Source organism: Pseudoalteromonas sp. PA2MD11 (assembly GCF_017808125.1).
GTDB lineage: Bacteria > Pseudomonadota > Gammaproteobacteria > Enterobacterales > Alteromonadaceae > Pseudoalteromonas > Pseudoalteromonas simplex.
Genome location: NZ_JADKNF010000001.1, coordinates 24,917 through 42,283 on the forward strand (window position 1 = coordinate 24,917; position 17,367 = coordinate 42,283).

Sequence of the window (17,367 nt, forward strand, 5' to 3'; positions counted from 1 at the left end):
CCATTACCCAAATTGTAATGCCAACGTGTTGCAGTTATTCATTAACATAATAGCTGTAATTCGCTGACTGATTTTGTTGTCGAATTGAATATTAACGCTCTGATTATTTTCTTAACAAATTTATGCATACGTATTCAGCGTAGTCCACCACCACGAACATTAACAACATTTTTACAAAATAGAATTATAACCATATGAATATAAATGATTTATCAATTTTATTGTGTGATTTAATTGTATTGAAACATTTTCGCTATATTTGCGCCCCAAATTTGGTTACACAAATAGGTACTAAGCCATTTATCTCGGTTAAATGGTGACTTAACGCAATTATAAAAGGTACTAGTCTATACCAATGATAATTGGTCTTACCAATATAACCCCTGCACCATTATGGTGTAAGCCAGCTATATTATGCACCAAGCTGGCGTTCGCGATCATAATTAAAACCCAGCAAACCTAATTGGTAAATTTTATTGATAGAAATTCAAGTTGTTTACTTTTAAATCAAGTTAATAAATTTTACTGAGAACAAAGATGAATTTGGCGTGCATACGTATGCAGAGTTTTTACAGTATCTCACCCTTCACGTATGCTTTTGACATTCCGGCAACATATTGCATTAACGGTTGCCTAACAGTTTACATACACTGAGTGTCACGATGGAGAAAAACATGGCTCAAAAGCAGTGGTATAAAGGTGCGGTTATTTATCAAGTTTACCCGCGCAGTTTCCAAGACACCAATGGCGATGGCATTGGTGATATCAAAGGTATCATTGATCGCATTGATTATATTAAAAGCCTAGGTGTTGATGCTATTTGGGTTTCACCTTTCTTTAAATCACCAATGAAAGACTTTGGTTATGACATCAGTGACTATCGTGATATCGATCCACTATTTGGTAACCTTGATGATTTTGATGAACTCATTGCACAAGCTCACCAACGTGATATCAAGATCATTATTGATCAGGTATTGAGCCATACCTCAGATCAACATCAATGGTTCCTTGATAGCCGTGAAGATAAAACCAACGACAAATCAGATTGGTACGTTTGGGCTGATGCAAAGCCTGATGGCACACAACCAAATAACTGGTTATCTATTTTTGGTGGTCCTGCATGGCAGTGGGAACCGCGTCGTGGTCAATATTATTTACATAACTTTTTGACTGAACAACCTGATTTAAACTTCCATAATCCAGAGGTACGTAAAGCTGTATTAGACAATGTTGAGTTTTGGCTAAACAAAGGTGTTGATGGTTTCCGCTTAGATGCAATTAACTTTTGCTATCACGATGCGCAATTACGTGACAACCCGGCTAAGCCACCAGAAAAACGTCAAGGTCGTGGGTTTAGTGAAGATAACCCGTACGCTTTCCAATATCACTACTACAATAATACACAACCTGAAAACCTTAGTTTTATGCAGGACATTCGTGCCCTACTAAACAAGTACCCTGGTACAGTTGCATTAGGCGAAATCTCATCTGAAGATTCACTGGCAACCATGGCAGAGTACACATCAGGTGGTGACAAACTTCACATGGGTTATAGCTTTGAGCTACTGACTAACGACTATAGCGCTGAATATATCCGTACAACAGTTAGCACGCTAGAGCAGCGTATGACCGAAGGCTGGCCATGTTGGGCATTTAGTAACCATGATGTAGAACGCGTTGCTAGCCGCTGGAGTAAAGGTGAAAAAATTGATCCTCAGCAATGTAAGATGCTAACAGCTTTACTTGCTTCGTTACGTGGTAGCGTGTGTATGTACCAAGGTGAAGAGCTTGGTTTAGGTGAAGCTGAAGTCGCATTTGAAGACTTACAAGACCCATACGGCATTACATTCTGGCCAAACTTTAAAGGCCGTGATGGTTGTCGTACGCCGATGCCGTGGAATGCTGCAGATGCTGAGCAAGCAGGCTTCTCAACAGTAAAACCTTGGTTACCTGTAGGCGATGCGCACAAATCAGTTGCGGTGAGTACGCAAGATCAAGATAAAGATTCTATTTTGAATGCCTACCGTGAATTTATGGCATGGCGTAAAGATAAGAACGTACTGCTTGAAGGCGACATTGAATTTATCGATACACAAGAGCCAGTACTTGCTTTTTATAGAACGCTTAACGACACTAAAATGCTTTGTGCATTCAACTTAGGTGCTCAAAGTAGCGAACTGACACTCTCTGATACTGTGTCTTCACTGCATACTGAGATCTCTCATCACACAGCTGAATTAAACAATAATACAGTCACTCTGCCCGGGTTTGGTTGCTTTTATGCAACTCTGAATTAAAAATCAGTTGTTAAAACCAAGCCCTGCAATGCAGGGCTTTTTTATTTCTGATCATGGTATTAGTGGTTCATGGTTTTACTATTAATGTAATCTGTAAGAGCAAACAATACCCCCGACACCACAAACGTGACATGAATTAACACCTTCCAGAGTAACTCATCTGTTGAATGGTTATTTGAGCTGATAAAGACCTTTAAAAGCTCCACAGCCGAGATTGCAACAATTGCACTAATCAACTTCATTTTAAGGCCAGAGAAACCAACCTTGCCCATCCAAACTGGTCTATCTTCATGGTTTTCTATATTTAATTTTGAAACAAAGTTTTCGTAACCACTAAAAATAATAATAAGCAAAAGCCCAGCTAGTAGCGCAGTGTCAACTAAAGTCAAAATACCTACCAAAAGCTCTTGGTTTGACGCAGTAAACGTATTTAAAGCCATGCTGTATAAATATTTAAAGAACTTTAGCAACAGTAATACCACAGCGACTAATAAGCCAATAAAGAATGGCGCTAGTAACCAACGCGAGCGAAAAATAAAACTCTCTACAACTTGCTCTAGTTTGGTTGGTACTTTCTTTGTTTTTGAATGAGTCCCTTGTTCAGACATAAGTTAGTTCACTTTTATTTAAAATTAGCGCGATAATACGTGTTTTGACCTTACGATTACCAGCATTAGAGGCAAAATAGTGGTTATTTTTTGCTTATCTTTACGATAAAAAAATTTCGTTATCTTTTTTTGAAATTTAGTTTATAAATTCACTCAAGCAAAGTGACATACACATTGCGCACCATTACTGTGCATTTAGCCAGTGATAATTAATTTTTTGATTAGGAATAATTAAATGAAAAAAGCATTGCTAGCACTAATTTTGGCACCTGTTTTAAGCGTGTCAGCAACGAATGCAATCGCTAACGAAGCACCTGAAGCATCAGCTGAAATGATCAAAGAATACACTGAAATGTGTTTAAACTGGGCAAAAGATGATGACATCAGCAACGAAGAATTAAAGCCATACGTATTAAAATGTGTAAACGATGAGCTTGAAGCTGAAGGCTATAAAAAAGTAAAAGACGTACAAATCTAATTTTACGTCTACTTAGAATATGAAAAAACCGGAATGACACAATGATGTGCGTTCCGGTTTTTTATTTGCATCTCAAATTAACAATAAGTTTGCGCGACATTACGCCGCGACTTCTATTATATAATCTGGCGATTTATTTTTTGGCTGCTGTTTTTTTCTTAGCAGGCGCTTTCTTTTTACTTTCTTCTACCCATTTACCATTTTGGTAGTGGGCGGTCCAACCTGTGGCTTTGCCATCTACTTCACTCATTACATACTGCTCTTTATTTTTGCGGCTGTAGCGAACGACTGAAGGATTTCCATCAGGATCTTGTGTAGGTGCGTCAGCAAGATAATAAAACTTTTCAGAAATACGATCTCTAAAACGCTTTAATTCTTCCACTTTAGGCGCACGCGTTTCACGTGATTTAGGGAAAGTATTAGCCGCTAAGAAAATACCTGACGCACCATCACGCAGTACAAAATAAGCTTCTGACTTTTCACATTCAAGTTCAGGTAAGTGAACTGGATCTTCTTTTGGTGGCGCAGCTTCACCATTTTTGAGTAACTTACGTGTATTTTTACACTCTTCATTACTACAACCGAAGTACTTACCAAAACGACCCGATTTTAACTGCATGTCTGAGCCACATTTATCACATTCGATAATAGGACCGTCGTAGCCTTTAATTTTAAAGGTGCCTTGCTCAACGATATAACCCTTACATGCCGGGTTGTTACCACACACATGTAACTTACGTGTTTCGTCAATTAAGTATGAATCCATTGCCGTTTCACAAATTGGGCAACGCTTCATTTGCATTAGAGATTCAGTTTCTACGTCTTCGACATCCGCAGCAATAGCTTCATCGCCTGATACCAAATTCATGGTTGTAGTACAGCGCTCTTTAGGTGGCAAGTTGTAACCAGTACAACCTAAAAATACACCCGTTGATGCGGTACGAATCCCCATCTTACGACCACACGTAGGGCAATCAATATCAGTTTCGACCATTTGGTTTTGACGCATGCCACCCTGCTCTTCGTCACCTGAGGCAATTTCAAGCTGTGTTGAAAAGTCTGCGTAAAATCTATCAAGTACTTGTGTCCAAACACGCTCACCCTCTGCGATATCATCGAGACGGCCTTCCATCTTAGCGGTAAAGTCAAAGTTCATCAGATCTTCGAAGTTCTCAACTAAGCGGTCTGTAACTATCTCGCCCATTTTTTCAGCGAAGAAGCGGCGATTTTCAACACGCACATAACCACGATCTTGAATCGTAGAGATGATAGATGCATACGTAGATGGACGACCAATTCCACGCTTTTCTAATTCTTTAACTAGGCTCGCTTCACTAAAGCGTGCAGGTGGCTTTGTAAAATGTTGTTTAGGATCTAGCTCAACAAGCGTTAAAACATCACCTTCTTTAACTGCTGGCAGTGATTGATCTTCTTCATTCTTTTTACGAACAGCCGGTTGGACTTTTGTCCAACCATCAAAGCGAAGAACGCGACCTTTAGCTTTTAACTGATATTCGCCAGCACCCACTGTTAAGGTTGTTAAATCGTATTCAGCAGGAACCATCTGGCAGGCAACAAATTGGCGCCAAATTAATTCGTAAAGTTTTTTAGCATCTGCTTCAACACCGTCTAAATGACCAGATAGTACGGTAACACTAGAAGGACGGATCGCTTCGTGTGCCTCTTGTGCATTGCCTTTAGAGCTATAACTAATCGGTGCTTTCGGTAAATATTTTTCACCAAATTGCTCTGTCACGTAATCACGACACATTTCAACTGCATCTTTCGATAAGTTAGTTGAGTCGGTACGCATATAGGTAATGTGACCCGCTTCATATAAGCGTTGAGCAAGCATCATGGTTTTCTTAACACCATAACCTAAGCGCGTACTGGCAGCCTGTTGCATGGTTGAAGTAATAAAAGGTGCGCTCGGTTTACTCTTGCTAGGCTTTTCTTCAACGCTAATGACTTTGTAGTCAGCTTTTTCGAGTTCACTAACAGCAGACATCGCCTGCTCTTCATTAACTGGCTTAAAAGGCTTGTCAGCGTGTTTAGTAACTTCTAAGCGTAAAGCAGCTTCTGTATTTTTAACATCAGCGTGGATATCCCAAAACTCTTCGGGGATAAATGCTTTGATTTCGCGTTCACGTTCAACAAGTAAACGTACTGCAACAGATTGCACACGACCGGCTGATAAGCCACGTGCTACTTTAGCCCACAGTAATGGCGACACCATAAAACCCACGACTCGATCAAGAAAACGACGCGCTTGTTGCGCATAAACCATGTCAGTGTTTAGTTCACCGGGTGTTTCAAATGCCTGTTGAATCGCATTTTTAGTAATTTCATTAAAAACAACTCGCTTATATTTTTCAGGCTCGCCACCAATAATTTGTTCGAGGTGCCATGCAATCGCTTCCCCTTCTCTATCCAAATCGGTTGCGAGATAGATTTTATCGGCGTTTTCAGCAAGTTTCTTTAATTCTTGAACAACTTTCTCTTTGCCCGGTAAGACTTCGTAATGTGGCTCCCAGCCTTTTTCAGGGTCAATACCCATACGAGCAACTAAATTTTTATAGTCGCGTTGCTTTTTATAGGCAGCTTTTTCTTCTGGTGACATTTTTCGAACTTCAGCAGGGGTTTTCGTCGCTGCAGTTTTTGTTTTGCCTGAACCTGAAGTTGGTAGATCACGCACATGCCCAACACTGGACTTTACGATGAAATCGTTACCTAAGTATTTATTAATTGTTTTTGCCTTTGCAGGAGACTCTACAATTACAAGTGATTTGCCCATAGTTGCCTATTTCTGACCGAGTATTTTAAAAGTTTTTTGCCCTTATAAATGTATATCAATCACATTAAACAAATAAGTATGATTTTTATCATTGGAGCACGAATATTTATAGGTATATCTACAAACACCAATTGTTACAAGCTTTTAATAGAAACTTTTCTTCATTGACTGAATAATTAAACAATTTTTGTTGCTAATTTAGTCAATGTGGTGTTTTAAGGTAATTTCAAGGGGAATATATAGAACAGCAACAAAAATGCCAACCTTCTGGTTGGCATTTTTTAAGATTTAACTTTATTTATCATCGATTATTGAAATCGAGCGGCTCACCGTTTTAGTTCCGCCAAGCTGATTTTCAAATTGGAAAGTTATAGTTAGTACACCATCTTGATCTTGGTTACCATCAGACTCCCTAGCAATTCGAACATCAGAATACATTGTTGAGTCACGATTTGTGCTCGGAATCGTTTCCTCATGCTCAATAATAGAAAAATCTCCATTATCGGCCGTTAGCGACACTTCAGTTCCAGCAGGAAGTGGATTACCAAACTCATCACTGTAAAAAATACGTACATTGATACTAGATAAACCCACTTCTAAGGTCTCAGGATCTGTTTCATTGGGGTCTGTTGCATCATAGTCTGGGTTAGCACGAGATACTTCAGATAAATCAATAGAGGCGACATCGCACCACAACGCATTATCAGATACCTCAAATACACCAGCTATTGTGCTCGAACAATCAGCAGGCACTAAAACCTCATATGGAGCAGATACTACTTCATTGGATTTTAATACAGCAAAACGAACATATGGATCATCACCAGACATGACAACTTCAATCTGCTTACGAACTTCAATTAAATCACGGGTACACTGGCCTGCATTAAAGGCAGCTTCACTACACAATAAGCCATTATACAAACCATCTGCACCGTCATAAATTCCATTATTATTAAGATCACGCCATGTTTCGTTATGACCACCACGCGAGTTTAATTCAGAACATTGATCTGTGTTCGGATCGTAACTATCACTATCTGCATCACTGCAGTTCGCCTTGTCAAAAGTGCTATTTTCATTATGATCATTAAACGCTTCTGGTAAGTCATATAATGTGTAATATTCGCCAATATCGAATAAACCATTGCGCCTAGTTATGCCATCTGATGACTCTTCATCGACAAAGCTTTCTTGACCTTTTGCAACAGCAATAATACTTGTTCTTCCGCCTCGTATAACACCATTAGGATCGTTTTTAGCGCGAACTAATGTCCCGATACAAGGCGCTGCAGTTTCAAAATAAGGATCGCAGTTAACATCACCCGTCTTAGGGTTTATACCTTCGGTAGTTGCAGAGTTACCATCGATTTCACCAATTCTATTACCCCACTTGTAATCATAGAACGGTCGCTCACCTTGTGAACGCCACGTTACTACACATGACGCGTCAGTAGTACGACACACCGCTTCATTACTTTGTGGACCTACAACGCCTGATTCTGTCAAAACTGTTGATTCGACACCATTACTATTAAATTGATTAAATTGGTCACCAAAATAAACCATAAGACTATTAGTAATTCCATTGTAATTCAGTGCATTAGGGTTAAAAACTTGAGGGCTTAAATCGAAACTATTTTGATCCGTAATGCCTGAATATAATGCAAGTTGCGATGATACCGCATTGATTTGCTCTGCTAGTGGTACGAGATGAAGCGTTCCTTCAGGACAAATGTCATTTGTTGGTTCATCTGCACACAACTGCACCTCATCTGTCCAACATGATAAATCATCACCTTCTGGTAATGCAGCAACATCTGTTTTTGAAACAAAACAAGCCTTAACTACAAGAGGACCAGGCACAATACCTGAAGTGACCGTAGTTTGCACAACACCATCATTGTCTGTATTCGCTGTACGTTGAGTCAAACCAGCTAAACCAGTTGAGTCTGTTAACTTAAAGTCAATTCGCTGCTGTGGCGATACAATGCCGTCGGCATCTAATAATCTAAAGCGAACGACAGACTGTGTAGGTAAGCCACCTTCACCTGGAGGAAGAGCAATTACCGGTTCTGAGACGTCGATAAACTGAATTGATTGTACTGCTGAAACTTCAACAGGGATGATCGTTGAAGCAGTAAAGTTCTTTCCGCCCGTTTCGACTGTAATATTAACAACATCATCAATTCCGCAACCATTGGCTCTATAGGTAGAACTAGCTACACCGCTTGATGATTTTACAGAGGCATCAATACTTGAATTATTGTTATCAACACATGTTGAACTAAATTCTACATCTGTTGGTGTGGTATATAAATTCCCTTCTTCGTCCTTTAAAGTGACCTCAATAATTGTACTTCCTCCAGCTTTAAGAGGAATTACATCACCATTTGAGTCAACATTTAGGCCGTTGTCCACTTCTAGAATTAAATCTGCGATACCTACTGCAAAGTTAGTGCTAATTTGTTCATCTAAAGCAGATACTGTAATTGTTCCCGCACCGCCAGTGTTACCTGGTTGGATTTTCAATAGTGCAACACCAAAGCTATCAGTCAACGCTCGACCTGATGATGGAAGGACTGTCCCTAGATCAGTTGTTACTTCGACTAGTGCATTAGCAACAGCGTCACCACTTTGCTGATTTGTTACTTCAATAAATAAATCAGCAAGTTCAGCACTCGATACCGAGTTAGTTATGCTACAGCCTGATGCTATTGAGGTCGGGTCTAGTTTTACGTTACTTCTATTGTCATCCCAAGAAGGGACACAACCAGTTAAAAGAGAAGCTGTAACCGAATACTGTATAGCATCATCAGGGGCTTCATCACCATTAGAAATAAAGCCAGCAATTTTAGTGACTGCATTACCGCTTTCATCTGTATAGGTTGCTACAACTTGACCTGCCCCTTTCGCATCACCACTGCTCAGTGTTACAGAAGCTTCACCATTTGAATCTGTTAGAGCGGTTCCTAAAACAGGCGTAATTTTACCTGTAAAATTAGTGCTAAATGAAATAAGTTGACCTGCAAGGGGCGTCTCTTCATCAAGCAAAGTTGCTGTGACTGTACCTTTATTATCTTTGCTTACAGGGTTATCAACAGTAAACGGTGATCCAGAAGTGTCTGTAATAGTGAGGTTTAATGTGACGCTGCCGCTCACACTTGAATCATCTGATTCTGAACCATCCGATGTGAAACCAAATGTGTCGCTGTAGGTATCTCCATCAAGAGCGTAGGTAGCAGTTACTATGCCAGCGCCAGCAGTATCACCTGCCGTAAGTTTAATAGAAGCAACACCATTGCTATCTGTTAGATCAGTTCCAGATACTGGATCTAAAAGACCAATATCGCCGTTTAAGCTAAAGTTAATAACAACCCCAGCAACAGCTTCATCATTATTTGTTAATGTAGCAGATATTGTTAACGGAGAGTCAGCTGTTACCTGATTATCTTGTTCACCAGATGACAGCGAAAAACCTTGTACTGCAATTTCATAACTAGCTTCAGCTGTTGAATCATCCCCACCATCAAGCGAACCACCATCACTTTCCAGTGAGCCACCGCCACCACATGCAGCTAATAATGAGCTGAAAACTATTACACTTAGCCATCGAAATAAAGGCATTGACCTCTCCCTAGTTAGCTATTTCAAACTTTGTTTTATTATTTACCTAATATTAACCTAAAATCAGTCCGAAAATAATCATTTTTTTATTCATTTCTTAACGAATTAATTTAATTATTTATCGAATTTTTCTGTATAAAAATCCTTATGCTGGTAGTCTATGACAAAATTTATAACAAGATAGATTAGGTGTATGTCAAAAGTACGGTCTTTAAGCCTTACATCTCGTATCATGGTTGGTATGGTACTTGGTGTAGTTGTTGGTTTTATCTTTCAAGCCATTTTAGCGGGTGAAGACGATTTCCTTATTCCATTAGGGTTATTCTCTTTACCAATTAAAGCTTTTTTTGTTGATGGTATTTTCCATGTTGGTGGGCAAATATTCATTGCAAGCTTAAAAATGCTTGTGGTGCCATTGGTTTTTGTATCATTAGTCTGTGGTACTTGTAGCTTAAGCGACCCCAAAAAATTAGGTCGACTAGGTGGTAAGTCTATTTTGCTTTATTTAGCGACAACGGCAATCGCCATTACTGTTGCTATCACCTTGGCGTTGTTAGTGAATCCAGGTGAGGGAATCAATTTACCTTCAGATGCTAACTATAGTGCAAAAGAAGCTCCCACCCTTGCGCAAGTCATTATTGGTATGTTCCCAACAAACCCTATTGATGCAATGGCAAGTGGCAACATGCTCCAAGTTATCGTTTTTGCCTTGTTATTTGGTGTTGCGATGGCACTCAGTGGAAAAGCAGGTAAACGAGTGGCCAGTGTTTTTGAAGATTTAAATACCGTAATTTTAAAGCTTGTAACACTGCTTATGAATATTGCACCGTATGGTGTATTTTTCTTAATGGCAAAATTATTTACAACCATTGACTTAAAGCTTATCACTAGCTTGGCCTTATATTTTGGTGTTGTTGTTTTTGCTTTATTATTTCACGGTTTTGTGAATTACAGCCTGTTACTTAAGCTGTTTACAGGTCTAAACCCTATTACATTTCTAAAGAAAATGAAAAATGCCTGTTTATTTGCATTTAGTACATCAAGCTCAAGCGCAACTATGCCTATTACCCTTGAAACAGCAAATAAAAAGTTAGGTGCTCATAACTCTGTTGCTTCTTTTACCGTGCCCCTTGGCGCAACCATCAACATGGATGGTACGGCGATTATGCAAGGCGTTGCGACTGTTTTTATTTCGCAAGTTTTTGCAGTAGATTTAACGATTTCTGATTATCTGATGGTTATTTTAACCGCAACCCTTGCTTCTGTAGGTACTGCTGGTGTTCCGGGTGTAGGCCTTATTATGTTAGCTATGGTATTAAATCAAGTTGGATTGCCTGTAGAAGGTATTGCTATCATCATTGGTGTCGACCGCTTACTTGATATGACGCGAACCGCTGTTAACGTGACCGGTGACTGCATGGTGACCTGTGTGGTTGCAAAATCTGAAGGTGAGTTTGATGAGGACGTATTTAACGACCCAAATGCCGCTAAAGATTTAGAAGATTACCATAAATCTATTAATTAATTTCACACTAATTAACTCATAAAAAAACCCGCTAAATAATAAGCGGGTTTTTTATACTACTTTCATGTTTTTAAATTTAAGGGTTTAAGCCTTTTAAACGAGACATTAAAGTCACTCCCGCTTTACTTACCGCTGAACTTAATCCGACGGCGAGCTTATCGCTTAAATTCTTCTTAATACGGTATTTTACTTTAAAGATTTGACGTTCTTTAGCTTGACTCAATAAAATGTCATCACTTGTTTCAATCTTATCAACTAAACCTTTATCAAACGCTTGAGTAGCAAACCAATGTTCACCTGTTGCAACAGTATCAATATCTAGAGATGGACGTTGCTCACTCACAAAGGTTTTAAATAAACCGTGGGTTTGTTCAATTTCTTCTTTGAATTTTTCACGACCTTTATCGGTATTTTCACCAAAGATAGTTAGCGTACGCTTGTATTCACCGGCAGTGATTTGCTCAAAATCAACATCATTCTTTTTCAAGATTTTATTAAAGTTAGGAATTTGCGCAATAACACCTATCGAGCCAACAATTGCAAAAGGTGCTGCAACAATCTCATTGGCCACACACGCCATCATATAACCACCACTTGCTGCTACTTTATCAATAGCAACAGTCAAATGAATTCCTGCATTACGTAAGCGTTGCAGTTGAGAAGCAGCAAGGCCATAGCCGTGCACCACACCTCCACCACTTTCAAGGCGAACCAGTACGCGGTCTTTTTCTTTGTCAGCAATGGTTAAAATAGCGGTAATTTCTTCGCGAAGACTTTCGACTTCATGGGCATCAACACTGCCATTGAAATCAATAACATATAAACGCGATTTAGGCTCGTCGTTTTGCCGTTTTTTAGCCTCAGTTTTTTGCTGTTTTTGATGAGCCTTGAGCTCTTTTTTAGAAAGGGTATTTTCGATAAAGCTTTGTTTTAGATCATCAAGTTGCTCACTTAAATCATCAATTGTTATCTCCCCTTTCTTCGCTTTTGGTTTCACTGCTGCGCCCATGATAATGGCAACAATCACTGCAATTGCGATGACAAATGTCAGGGTCTTTGCAAAAAACAACCCGTATTCATATAAAAATTCCAATCAAACTCTCCATTTATTAATACTTCGGCACAATTTACCACGCTTTAAAGCAAAAAAAAGCCACATGATGTGGCTTTTTACTTAATTGGTTATTACGTAATTAATAGCATTTAATTATTCAGTAACAACTTCTGTGTTTGTAACTTGAAGATACTGCCCACGACTTGCTAAGAAAGTCGCAATTTGTAATTGCATTTCTGCTGTTGCTGCTGCACTTTCCTCAGCAGTAGCACCTGAATCTTCTGTCGCTGCAGGTGATAATACAGAGCTGTGATGGCCTTTCGTGAATTTAACCACATAGCTCATTGCATCAGCAGTCGGGCCTTGAGTTTCTGCAACAGTTGATAAGCCCATTAGGTTAGCAAGAGGTAAGCTACCAGCAATTGGGTTGCTCGCCACCATTGGTGGAATAACCATATCAGCATTGTTGTTAGCACCATCGCCAACCACTACACTCATGTACACTGGCGTGCCAAGCGCTGCAACAGAGGCTGCATAATTTGACGGGTCGCCACTATCAAGTGCTGTTTGTGCAGCAAAAGCAAATTGAGTAACCACACTTTGAATGTTTGCTAGCTTTTCTGTTTCGCCTGCCACTGTTAGTGAACCAACGTACTCTTTATAAGCACATGTGACAAATTTAGTTTGGTCTGGTAATAGCACGCCACAATTTGATAACGCTTCATTTTGAGCATAAGCACCAAACTCAGCAGATTCAGCTGTACCGGCTGCAAGTAATACAGAGCCTTGAACAAATGGGCCAAATGTATTTGACTCAATTAAGAAACTTGCGATACCACCGCCGCCACTGGCAAGTGCTACGCTTTTAACGTTGAACATTGGATCAACTTGGTCAGCTAGCGGTGCATTAGTAACAGCAACAAATGCTGGGGCAACTACCGAGCCTAATGAATGACCTAAGAATGATACATCTTGCGCATTTAAATCAGCAGCACCGGTAAAGTTAAGACCCAAACGTAAACCAAGTAAATCAGCAACTGATTGACGTAAGCTATCACGCGCTACTAATAATGACTGTAAGTTCATATAGCTTAATACAGAACCAGTAGAGGCATTAAAGTCGTCAGTACCGTCGCCATCTACATCTACACCACGCTCACCATGCATAGGATGATCGATTGCAGCTGTTGCAAAGCCTTGCAGTGTTAATTGTGCAGTAATGGCTAACATATCTTCTTTTTTAGAAGTAATGCCGTGCTGAAGGATAACAACTGGCCAGCCTGTCTCAGGCATGCTCAATGCGTCTAAGCCGAGCTGAGCTCGCACTGCATTAATTACAGGTAAAATTGGTTTAGTAATTTGTACTGGCACATTAGCAATACTTTGTGTTTTTGGAATTGTGTTGTACTTAGTTAAGTGTTTAGTTTGGTCTAAACCTAAATCACGTAACTTGCCTTCACTTAACGCCATACACAGGCCATCAGTTTCGCTAATAGGGTCTGTTGGGAATGAATCACCCGCTGCGGCTGCATAACCTAGTACCGCAACACCGCTATCACATAAACCTTGCCAGTAAGTCGCAGATAAATCATCAACCGTTGTGCCAGTTGGTGTAGCTAAATACATAGGTAACATTACGCTACCTTTTTGATACTGCACACCACCAAACACAGGTGACACACCAGTAATACCTTGTGATGCAAATACTTGCTCAACGGTAATAACGGGTTGATCAGGAATTTGCACCATAGGCGTCGGCAGTGCATCTTGGGTTAAACTTGCAGCAAGAAGCTGCTTAACTGTTCCAAGCACTTGACCTGCTGATTGCATTGTCATCGCTGCTGAGTAAATGATTTCATCTTTTGTGATTGCACCACCTGATGTCACTGCGTTTTCATAGCTATTGATAACCGCTTGAAGTGACTTTTGTGAGTCGGTAATAAGTGTTGCTTCTTCGCTCACGAGTGCATAAGTTGAAGAAGGCTCAATTGAGCGCCCTTCTGAGTCCATTAATGACGTTGTCAAAACATTAATGTAAGTGCTGCCAGCTTTAAATGGCTTAAGTGGGATCACAGCAACCGCATCACCAGAACCTTGTGTGATAAAGTCAACACCGAAAGTAAGTTCAGACACTAATTTACAAGCGATACCAGCTGGTACTTGTGAACAGGTTTCGTCTGTTTGGCTTGCACCCATAACAACTTCAAAAATACGCACAGAGCCTGGTGAAGCAGCAGATGTCATATCAAGAGAGATACCCGAAGGAAAAGTTAAGTCAATTTTAAACGGAGTTTGCGTAGACCAACCATCAAGCGCACCAAGTGCAAGTTGTGGATCAGCATAGGCCGCACGGTCAACACTAACATTGTCTTCGTCTAATTCACCCGGCATATTTAAAGTACCATCAAGCGTACCACTCATAAGTAAATCATTCGGCACTGAGATAACACTATTCGCTGGGTCAAATTTTACTGTCGCGGTTGGGAGAACCGGAGGATTATCATTTTTTACATCTTCTAATGTTTCTCCTCCACCACAGCCAGTAATGGCTGACGCAATGGCTAGTGAGAGTAGCAGTTTTTTCATAATTTCGCTCCGCGCAAATCTTATTGTTATTGTGTGTTCAAAGTTAAAAGTAGTGGTTCTACTACCTTCATTCTAAGTTAATTTAATGTAATTAGGTTATTAATGAGACATTAGACCAGTTAAACTTAACGTAAAGTTTCAATTTTCGCCACCTTAATTTGCAATAAATTCGATAACTTGGCTTTTTGCTATGGTAAAATAGTAAAAAACTTAATCGATGGTACGTTTATGCATACTTATAAAGCCGCAGAGAATGCGCTAAAAGACAAAGTAATTTTAATAACAGGTGCTGGTGACGGCATTGGTCGTGTTGCCGCACTAACTTATGCTAAGCATGGTGCCACTGTTATTTTACTCGGAAAAACAACCAATAAGCTTGAATGTGTTTACGATGAAATTGTAAACGCTGGCTATCCACAACCGGCTATTGTGCCAATGGATTTAAAAGGTGCCACAAAGCAAAACTACCGTGACTTAGCTGCAACCATCGAAATGCAGTTCGGTAAGTTAGACGGCTTACTTAATAATGCAGGTATTTTAGGTTCATTAGGTCCACTTGAGCACTTCTGTGTATCAACCTTTGAAAACATCATGAAAGTGAATGTAACTGCACAAGCGATGATCACTAAATTCATGTTCCCTCTGCTTCGTAAATCTGACAGTGCATCTGTTATTTTTACTTCGTCAGGTGTTGGTCGCCAAGGCCGTGAACACTGGGGTGCGTATGCAATCTCAAAATTTGCTGTTGAAGGTATGATGCAAACGTGGGCTTGTGAAGTGGGTAAAACCAATATTCGCGTAAACTGTATTAACCCAGGTGCTACCCGCACATCGATGCGTGCATCTGCATACCCTGGTGAAGATAGAGATAAGTTAGCAACACCTGAAGATTTAATGCCAACATATTTATACTTGATGAGCGACGACTCTAAAGAAGTGAATGGTCAGTCTTTAGATGCTCAACAAAAATAAGCCCGAAACTAATATCTAGACACAAAAAAAGCAGCTTTCGCTGCTTTTTTAATTTTTCGATTAAATGAAGCGTTTGATAATAAAATCAACTTTTACACGTTTAGCCTGCCCCAATAGCTTTTTAACCGGCGCAGGATAGTCATTCATCGTTTCTAAGTCTTGTGGGCCTGTTAAACGTCGACAGTGCTTTAATATAGCTTGTTTTTCGTTTTCTATTTGTTCAAGGATATGCTGCTTAGGGTCGTCAATTAAAATACCATTTTCGATATCTAAGCCCCATGCCCGTGGATTTAAATTGTGCCCACTTAATAAGTGTAATCGCTTATCCGAACAAATCCCCTTCAAGTGGAACGAGTTACTCTCGTGCTTCCAAAGGTAAACATTCAAATTACCATTACTGATGTGGCGTTTTTGTGACTTTAAAAACTTATACAAAATGGTTTCGTATAAATAAGGTAATGCACCTATCTTACTAAACGGCTCACTTGGCGGCAGATAAAAGTCATTGGCAGTTTTATCCCCTACCACAATAGTTACCTGCTTACCTTGCTTTAATAAACGGCGTAATGAACGCATTAATGGTGCAGGAAAGTTAAAGTAAGGGGTATAAAGAACGAGCTCTTGCTCAGTGGTATCGAATAACGATTTAATTAAACGGTTCAGCTTATTACTTCTACGCCCTAAACCTAAAAATAAACGCACGCCCAACTCACCGGCACTGGCTTCTGCAGCGCTTTCGTAACTTGCAGATTTAAGTTCACGCATCAATTGCTTTTGCGCCACTTTAATATCATTAAATTGTATCAGTGGACGCATATCAATTCGCGGCACGGCAACTGAGCTTAACAGATGTGTTTCTATAAATTCGATGACCGAATTACATAATCCAGCTTGGTGAACTAAGAAGTAACGGTCTAAACGATAACGGTCATCTTGCTGAAGATATACATTATTTAAGCTTGCGCCGCTGTATAATAAGGTGTCGTCAATCACAAAACCTTTTAAATGCAGTACCCCGAAAAGCTCTTTGGCTTTTACAGGAACACCATGTACTTTCACATTTGATTGATACTGCTCTTGAAAATCACAATACATGCTGGCATTGCCATCAGACTTAGCTGCACCAATTAAACCACGTTGAGCTCGGTGAAAATCAACGAGTACTTTTACTTCTAACTCTGGATTAGCAAGTGATGCCTGATGTAACGCAGTCAATATTTCTCGTCCTGCTTCATCATCTTGCAAATACAAAGCAGTAATATAAATTCTTTTTTTCGCTGAACCAATTAAACGCAATAGTTCAGTGCGATACTCTTTTGCATTGGTTAAGACCTGTACGTCTTCTGTAGTCAGCCCAAAAGCGGGCTTTTCCTGCCAAAATACCATAATTGCCTGTTAGTTTAGTTAGCTCATACCATGAGCT

General features: G+C 39.8%; 10 protein-coding genes. 4 read left to right on the top strand and 6 right to left on the bottom strand.

What is annotated here, in order from left to right:
• Positions 1 to 674 precede the first annotated feature (674 nt).
• Positions 675 to 2,300, top strand: coding sequence for an alpha-glucosidase family protein (locus ISP07_RS00090; protein WP_209326427.1), 1,626 nt, complete (start codon positions 675 to 677; stop codon positions 2,298 to 2,300).
• Positions 2,301 to 2,359: 59 nt separating this feature from the next.
• Here the strand turns inward: ISP07_RS00090 and ISP07_RS00095 are convergent, their stop codons facing one another.
• Positions 2,360 to 2,908 carry a TIGR00645 family protein gene (locus ISP07_RS00095; RefSeq protein WP_054551457.1) on the bottom strand — a complete coding sequence of 183 codons (549 nt, stop codon included), beginning with the start codon at positions 2,906 to 2,908 and terminating at the stop codon, positions 2,360 to 2,362.
• 235 nt (positions 2,909 to 3,143) lie between these two features.
• Here ISP07_RS00095 and ISP07_RS00100 point away from each other — a divergent pair, with 235 nt between their 5' ends.
• The gene (locus tag ISP07_RS00100) at positions 3,144 to 3,386 is read left to right on the top strand and encodes a hypothetical protein (RefSeq protein ID WP_054551458.1); all 243 of its coding nucleotides are present in this window, start codon (positions 3,144 to 3,146) and stop codon (positions 3,384 to 3,386) included.
• A 133-nt stretch (positions 3,387 to 3,519) separates the two neighbouring features.
• Here ISP07_RS00100 and topA read toward each other — a convergent pair whose 3' ends face one another.
• Both topA and ISP07_RS00110 read right to left on the bottom strand, forming a co-directional pair.
• Positions 3,520 to 6,180 (bottom strand): type I DNA topoisomerase, encoded by a 2,661-nt coding sequence (gene topA / locus ISP07_RS00105; protein ID WP_138615908.1) that lies wholly within the window; start codon positions 6,178 to 6,180, stop codon positions 3,520 to 3,522.
• A gap of 294 nt (positions 6,181 to 6,474) precedes the next feature.
• Positions 6,475 to 9,807, bottom strand: a complete 3,333-nt coding sequence (locus tag ISP07_RS00110; RefSeq protein ID WP_209326428.1) for a hypothetical protein — start codon at positions 9,805 to 9,807, stop codon at positions 6,475 to 6,477.
• Between the two features lie 193 nt (positions 9,808 to 10,000).
• Between ISP07_RS00110 and ISP07_RS00115 the strand changes: the two genes are divergently transcribed.
• Positions 10,001 to 11,332, top strand: coding sequence for a dicarboxylate/amino acid:cation symporter (locus ISP07_RS00115; protein WP_054551461.1), 1,332 nt, complete (start codon positions 10,001 to 10,003; stop codon positions 11,330 to 11,332).
• Between the two features lie 76 nt (positions 11,333 to 11,408).
• Here ISP07_RS00115 and sohB read toward each other — a convergent pair whose 3' ends face one another.
• Positions 11,409 to 12,425 (bottom strand): protease SohB, encoded by a 1,017-nt coding sequence (gene sohB, locus ISP07_RS00120; RefSeq protein ID WP_209326429.1) that lies wholly within the window; start codon positions 12,423 to 12,425, stop codon positions 11,409 to 11,411.
• A 114-nt stretch (positions 12,426 to 12,539) separates the two neighbouring features.
• A complete protein-coding gene (locus tag ISP07_RS00125) occupies positions 12,540 to 14,972 on the bottom strand; it encodes a VolA/Pla-1 family phospholipase (protein ID WP_209326430.1) in 2,433 nt (810 codons plus the stop codon).
• A gap of 228 nt (positions 14,973 to 15,200) precedes the next feature.
• Here ISP07_RS00125 and ISP07_RS00130 point away from each other — a divergent pair, with 228 nt between their 5' ends.
• Positions 15,201 to 15,944, top strand: coding sequence for a YciK family oxidoreductase (locus ISP07_RS00130; RefSeq protein WP_054562005.1), 744 nt, complete (start codon positions 15,201 to 15,203; stop codon positions 15,942 to 15,944).
• A gap of 60 nt (positions 15,945 to 16,004) precedes the next feature.
• On the opposite strand, the gene pssA is transcribed toward ISP07_RS00130, so the two are convergent.
• Positions 16,005 to 17,330, bottom strand: coding sequence for a CDP-diacylglycerol--serine O-phosphatidyltransferase (pssA, locus tag ISP07_RS00135; protein ID WP_054551465.1), 1,326 nt, complete (start codon positions 17,328 to 17,330; stop codon positions 16,005 to 16,007).
• Between the last annotated feature and the right edge of the window lie 37 nt (positions 17,331 to 17,367).

Excerpts from the sequence above, each read along its gene's own strand:
- ISP07_RS00115 (WP_054551461.1), top strand. The coding sequence starts at position 10,001 with ATGTCAAAAGTACGGTCTTTAAGCCTTACATCTCGTATCATGGTTGGT.
- ISP07_RS00130 (WP_054562005.1), top strand. The coding sequence starts at position 15,201 with ATGCATACTTATAAAGCCGCAGAGAATGCGCTAAAAGACAAAGTAATT.
- ISP07_RS00110 (WP_209326428.1), bottom strand. The coding sequence starts at position 9,807 with ATGCCTTTATTTCGATGGCTAAGTGTAATAGTTTTCAGCTCATTATTA.
- ISP07_RS00100 (WP_054551458.1), top strand. The coding sequence starts at position 3,144 with ATGAAAAAAGCATTGCTAGCACTAATTTTGGCACCTGTTTTAAGCGTG.
- pssA (WP_054551465.1), bottom strand. The coding sequence starts at position 17,330 with ATGGTATTTTGGCAGGAAAAGCCCGCTTTTGGGCTGACTACAGAAGAC.
- ISP07_RS00095 (WP_054551457.1), bottom strand. The coding sequence starts at position 2,908 with ATGTCTGAACAAGGGACTCATTCAAAAACAAAGAAAGTACCAACCAAA.
- ISP07_RS00090 (WP_209326427.1), top strand. The coding sequence starts at position 675 with ATGGCTCAAAAGCAGTGGTATAAAGGTGCGGTTATTTATCAAGTTTAC.
- topA (WP_138615908.1), bottom strand. The coding sequence starts at position 6,180 with ATGGGCAAATCACTTGTAATTGTAGAGTCTCCTGCAAAGGCAAAAACA.
- ISP07_RS00125 (WP_209326430.1), bottom strand. The coding sequence starts at position 14,972 with ATGAAAAAACTGCTACTCTCACTAGCCATTGCGTCAGCCATTACTGGC.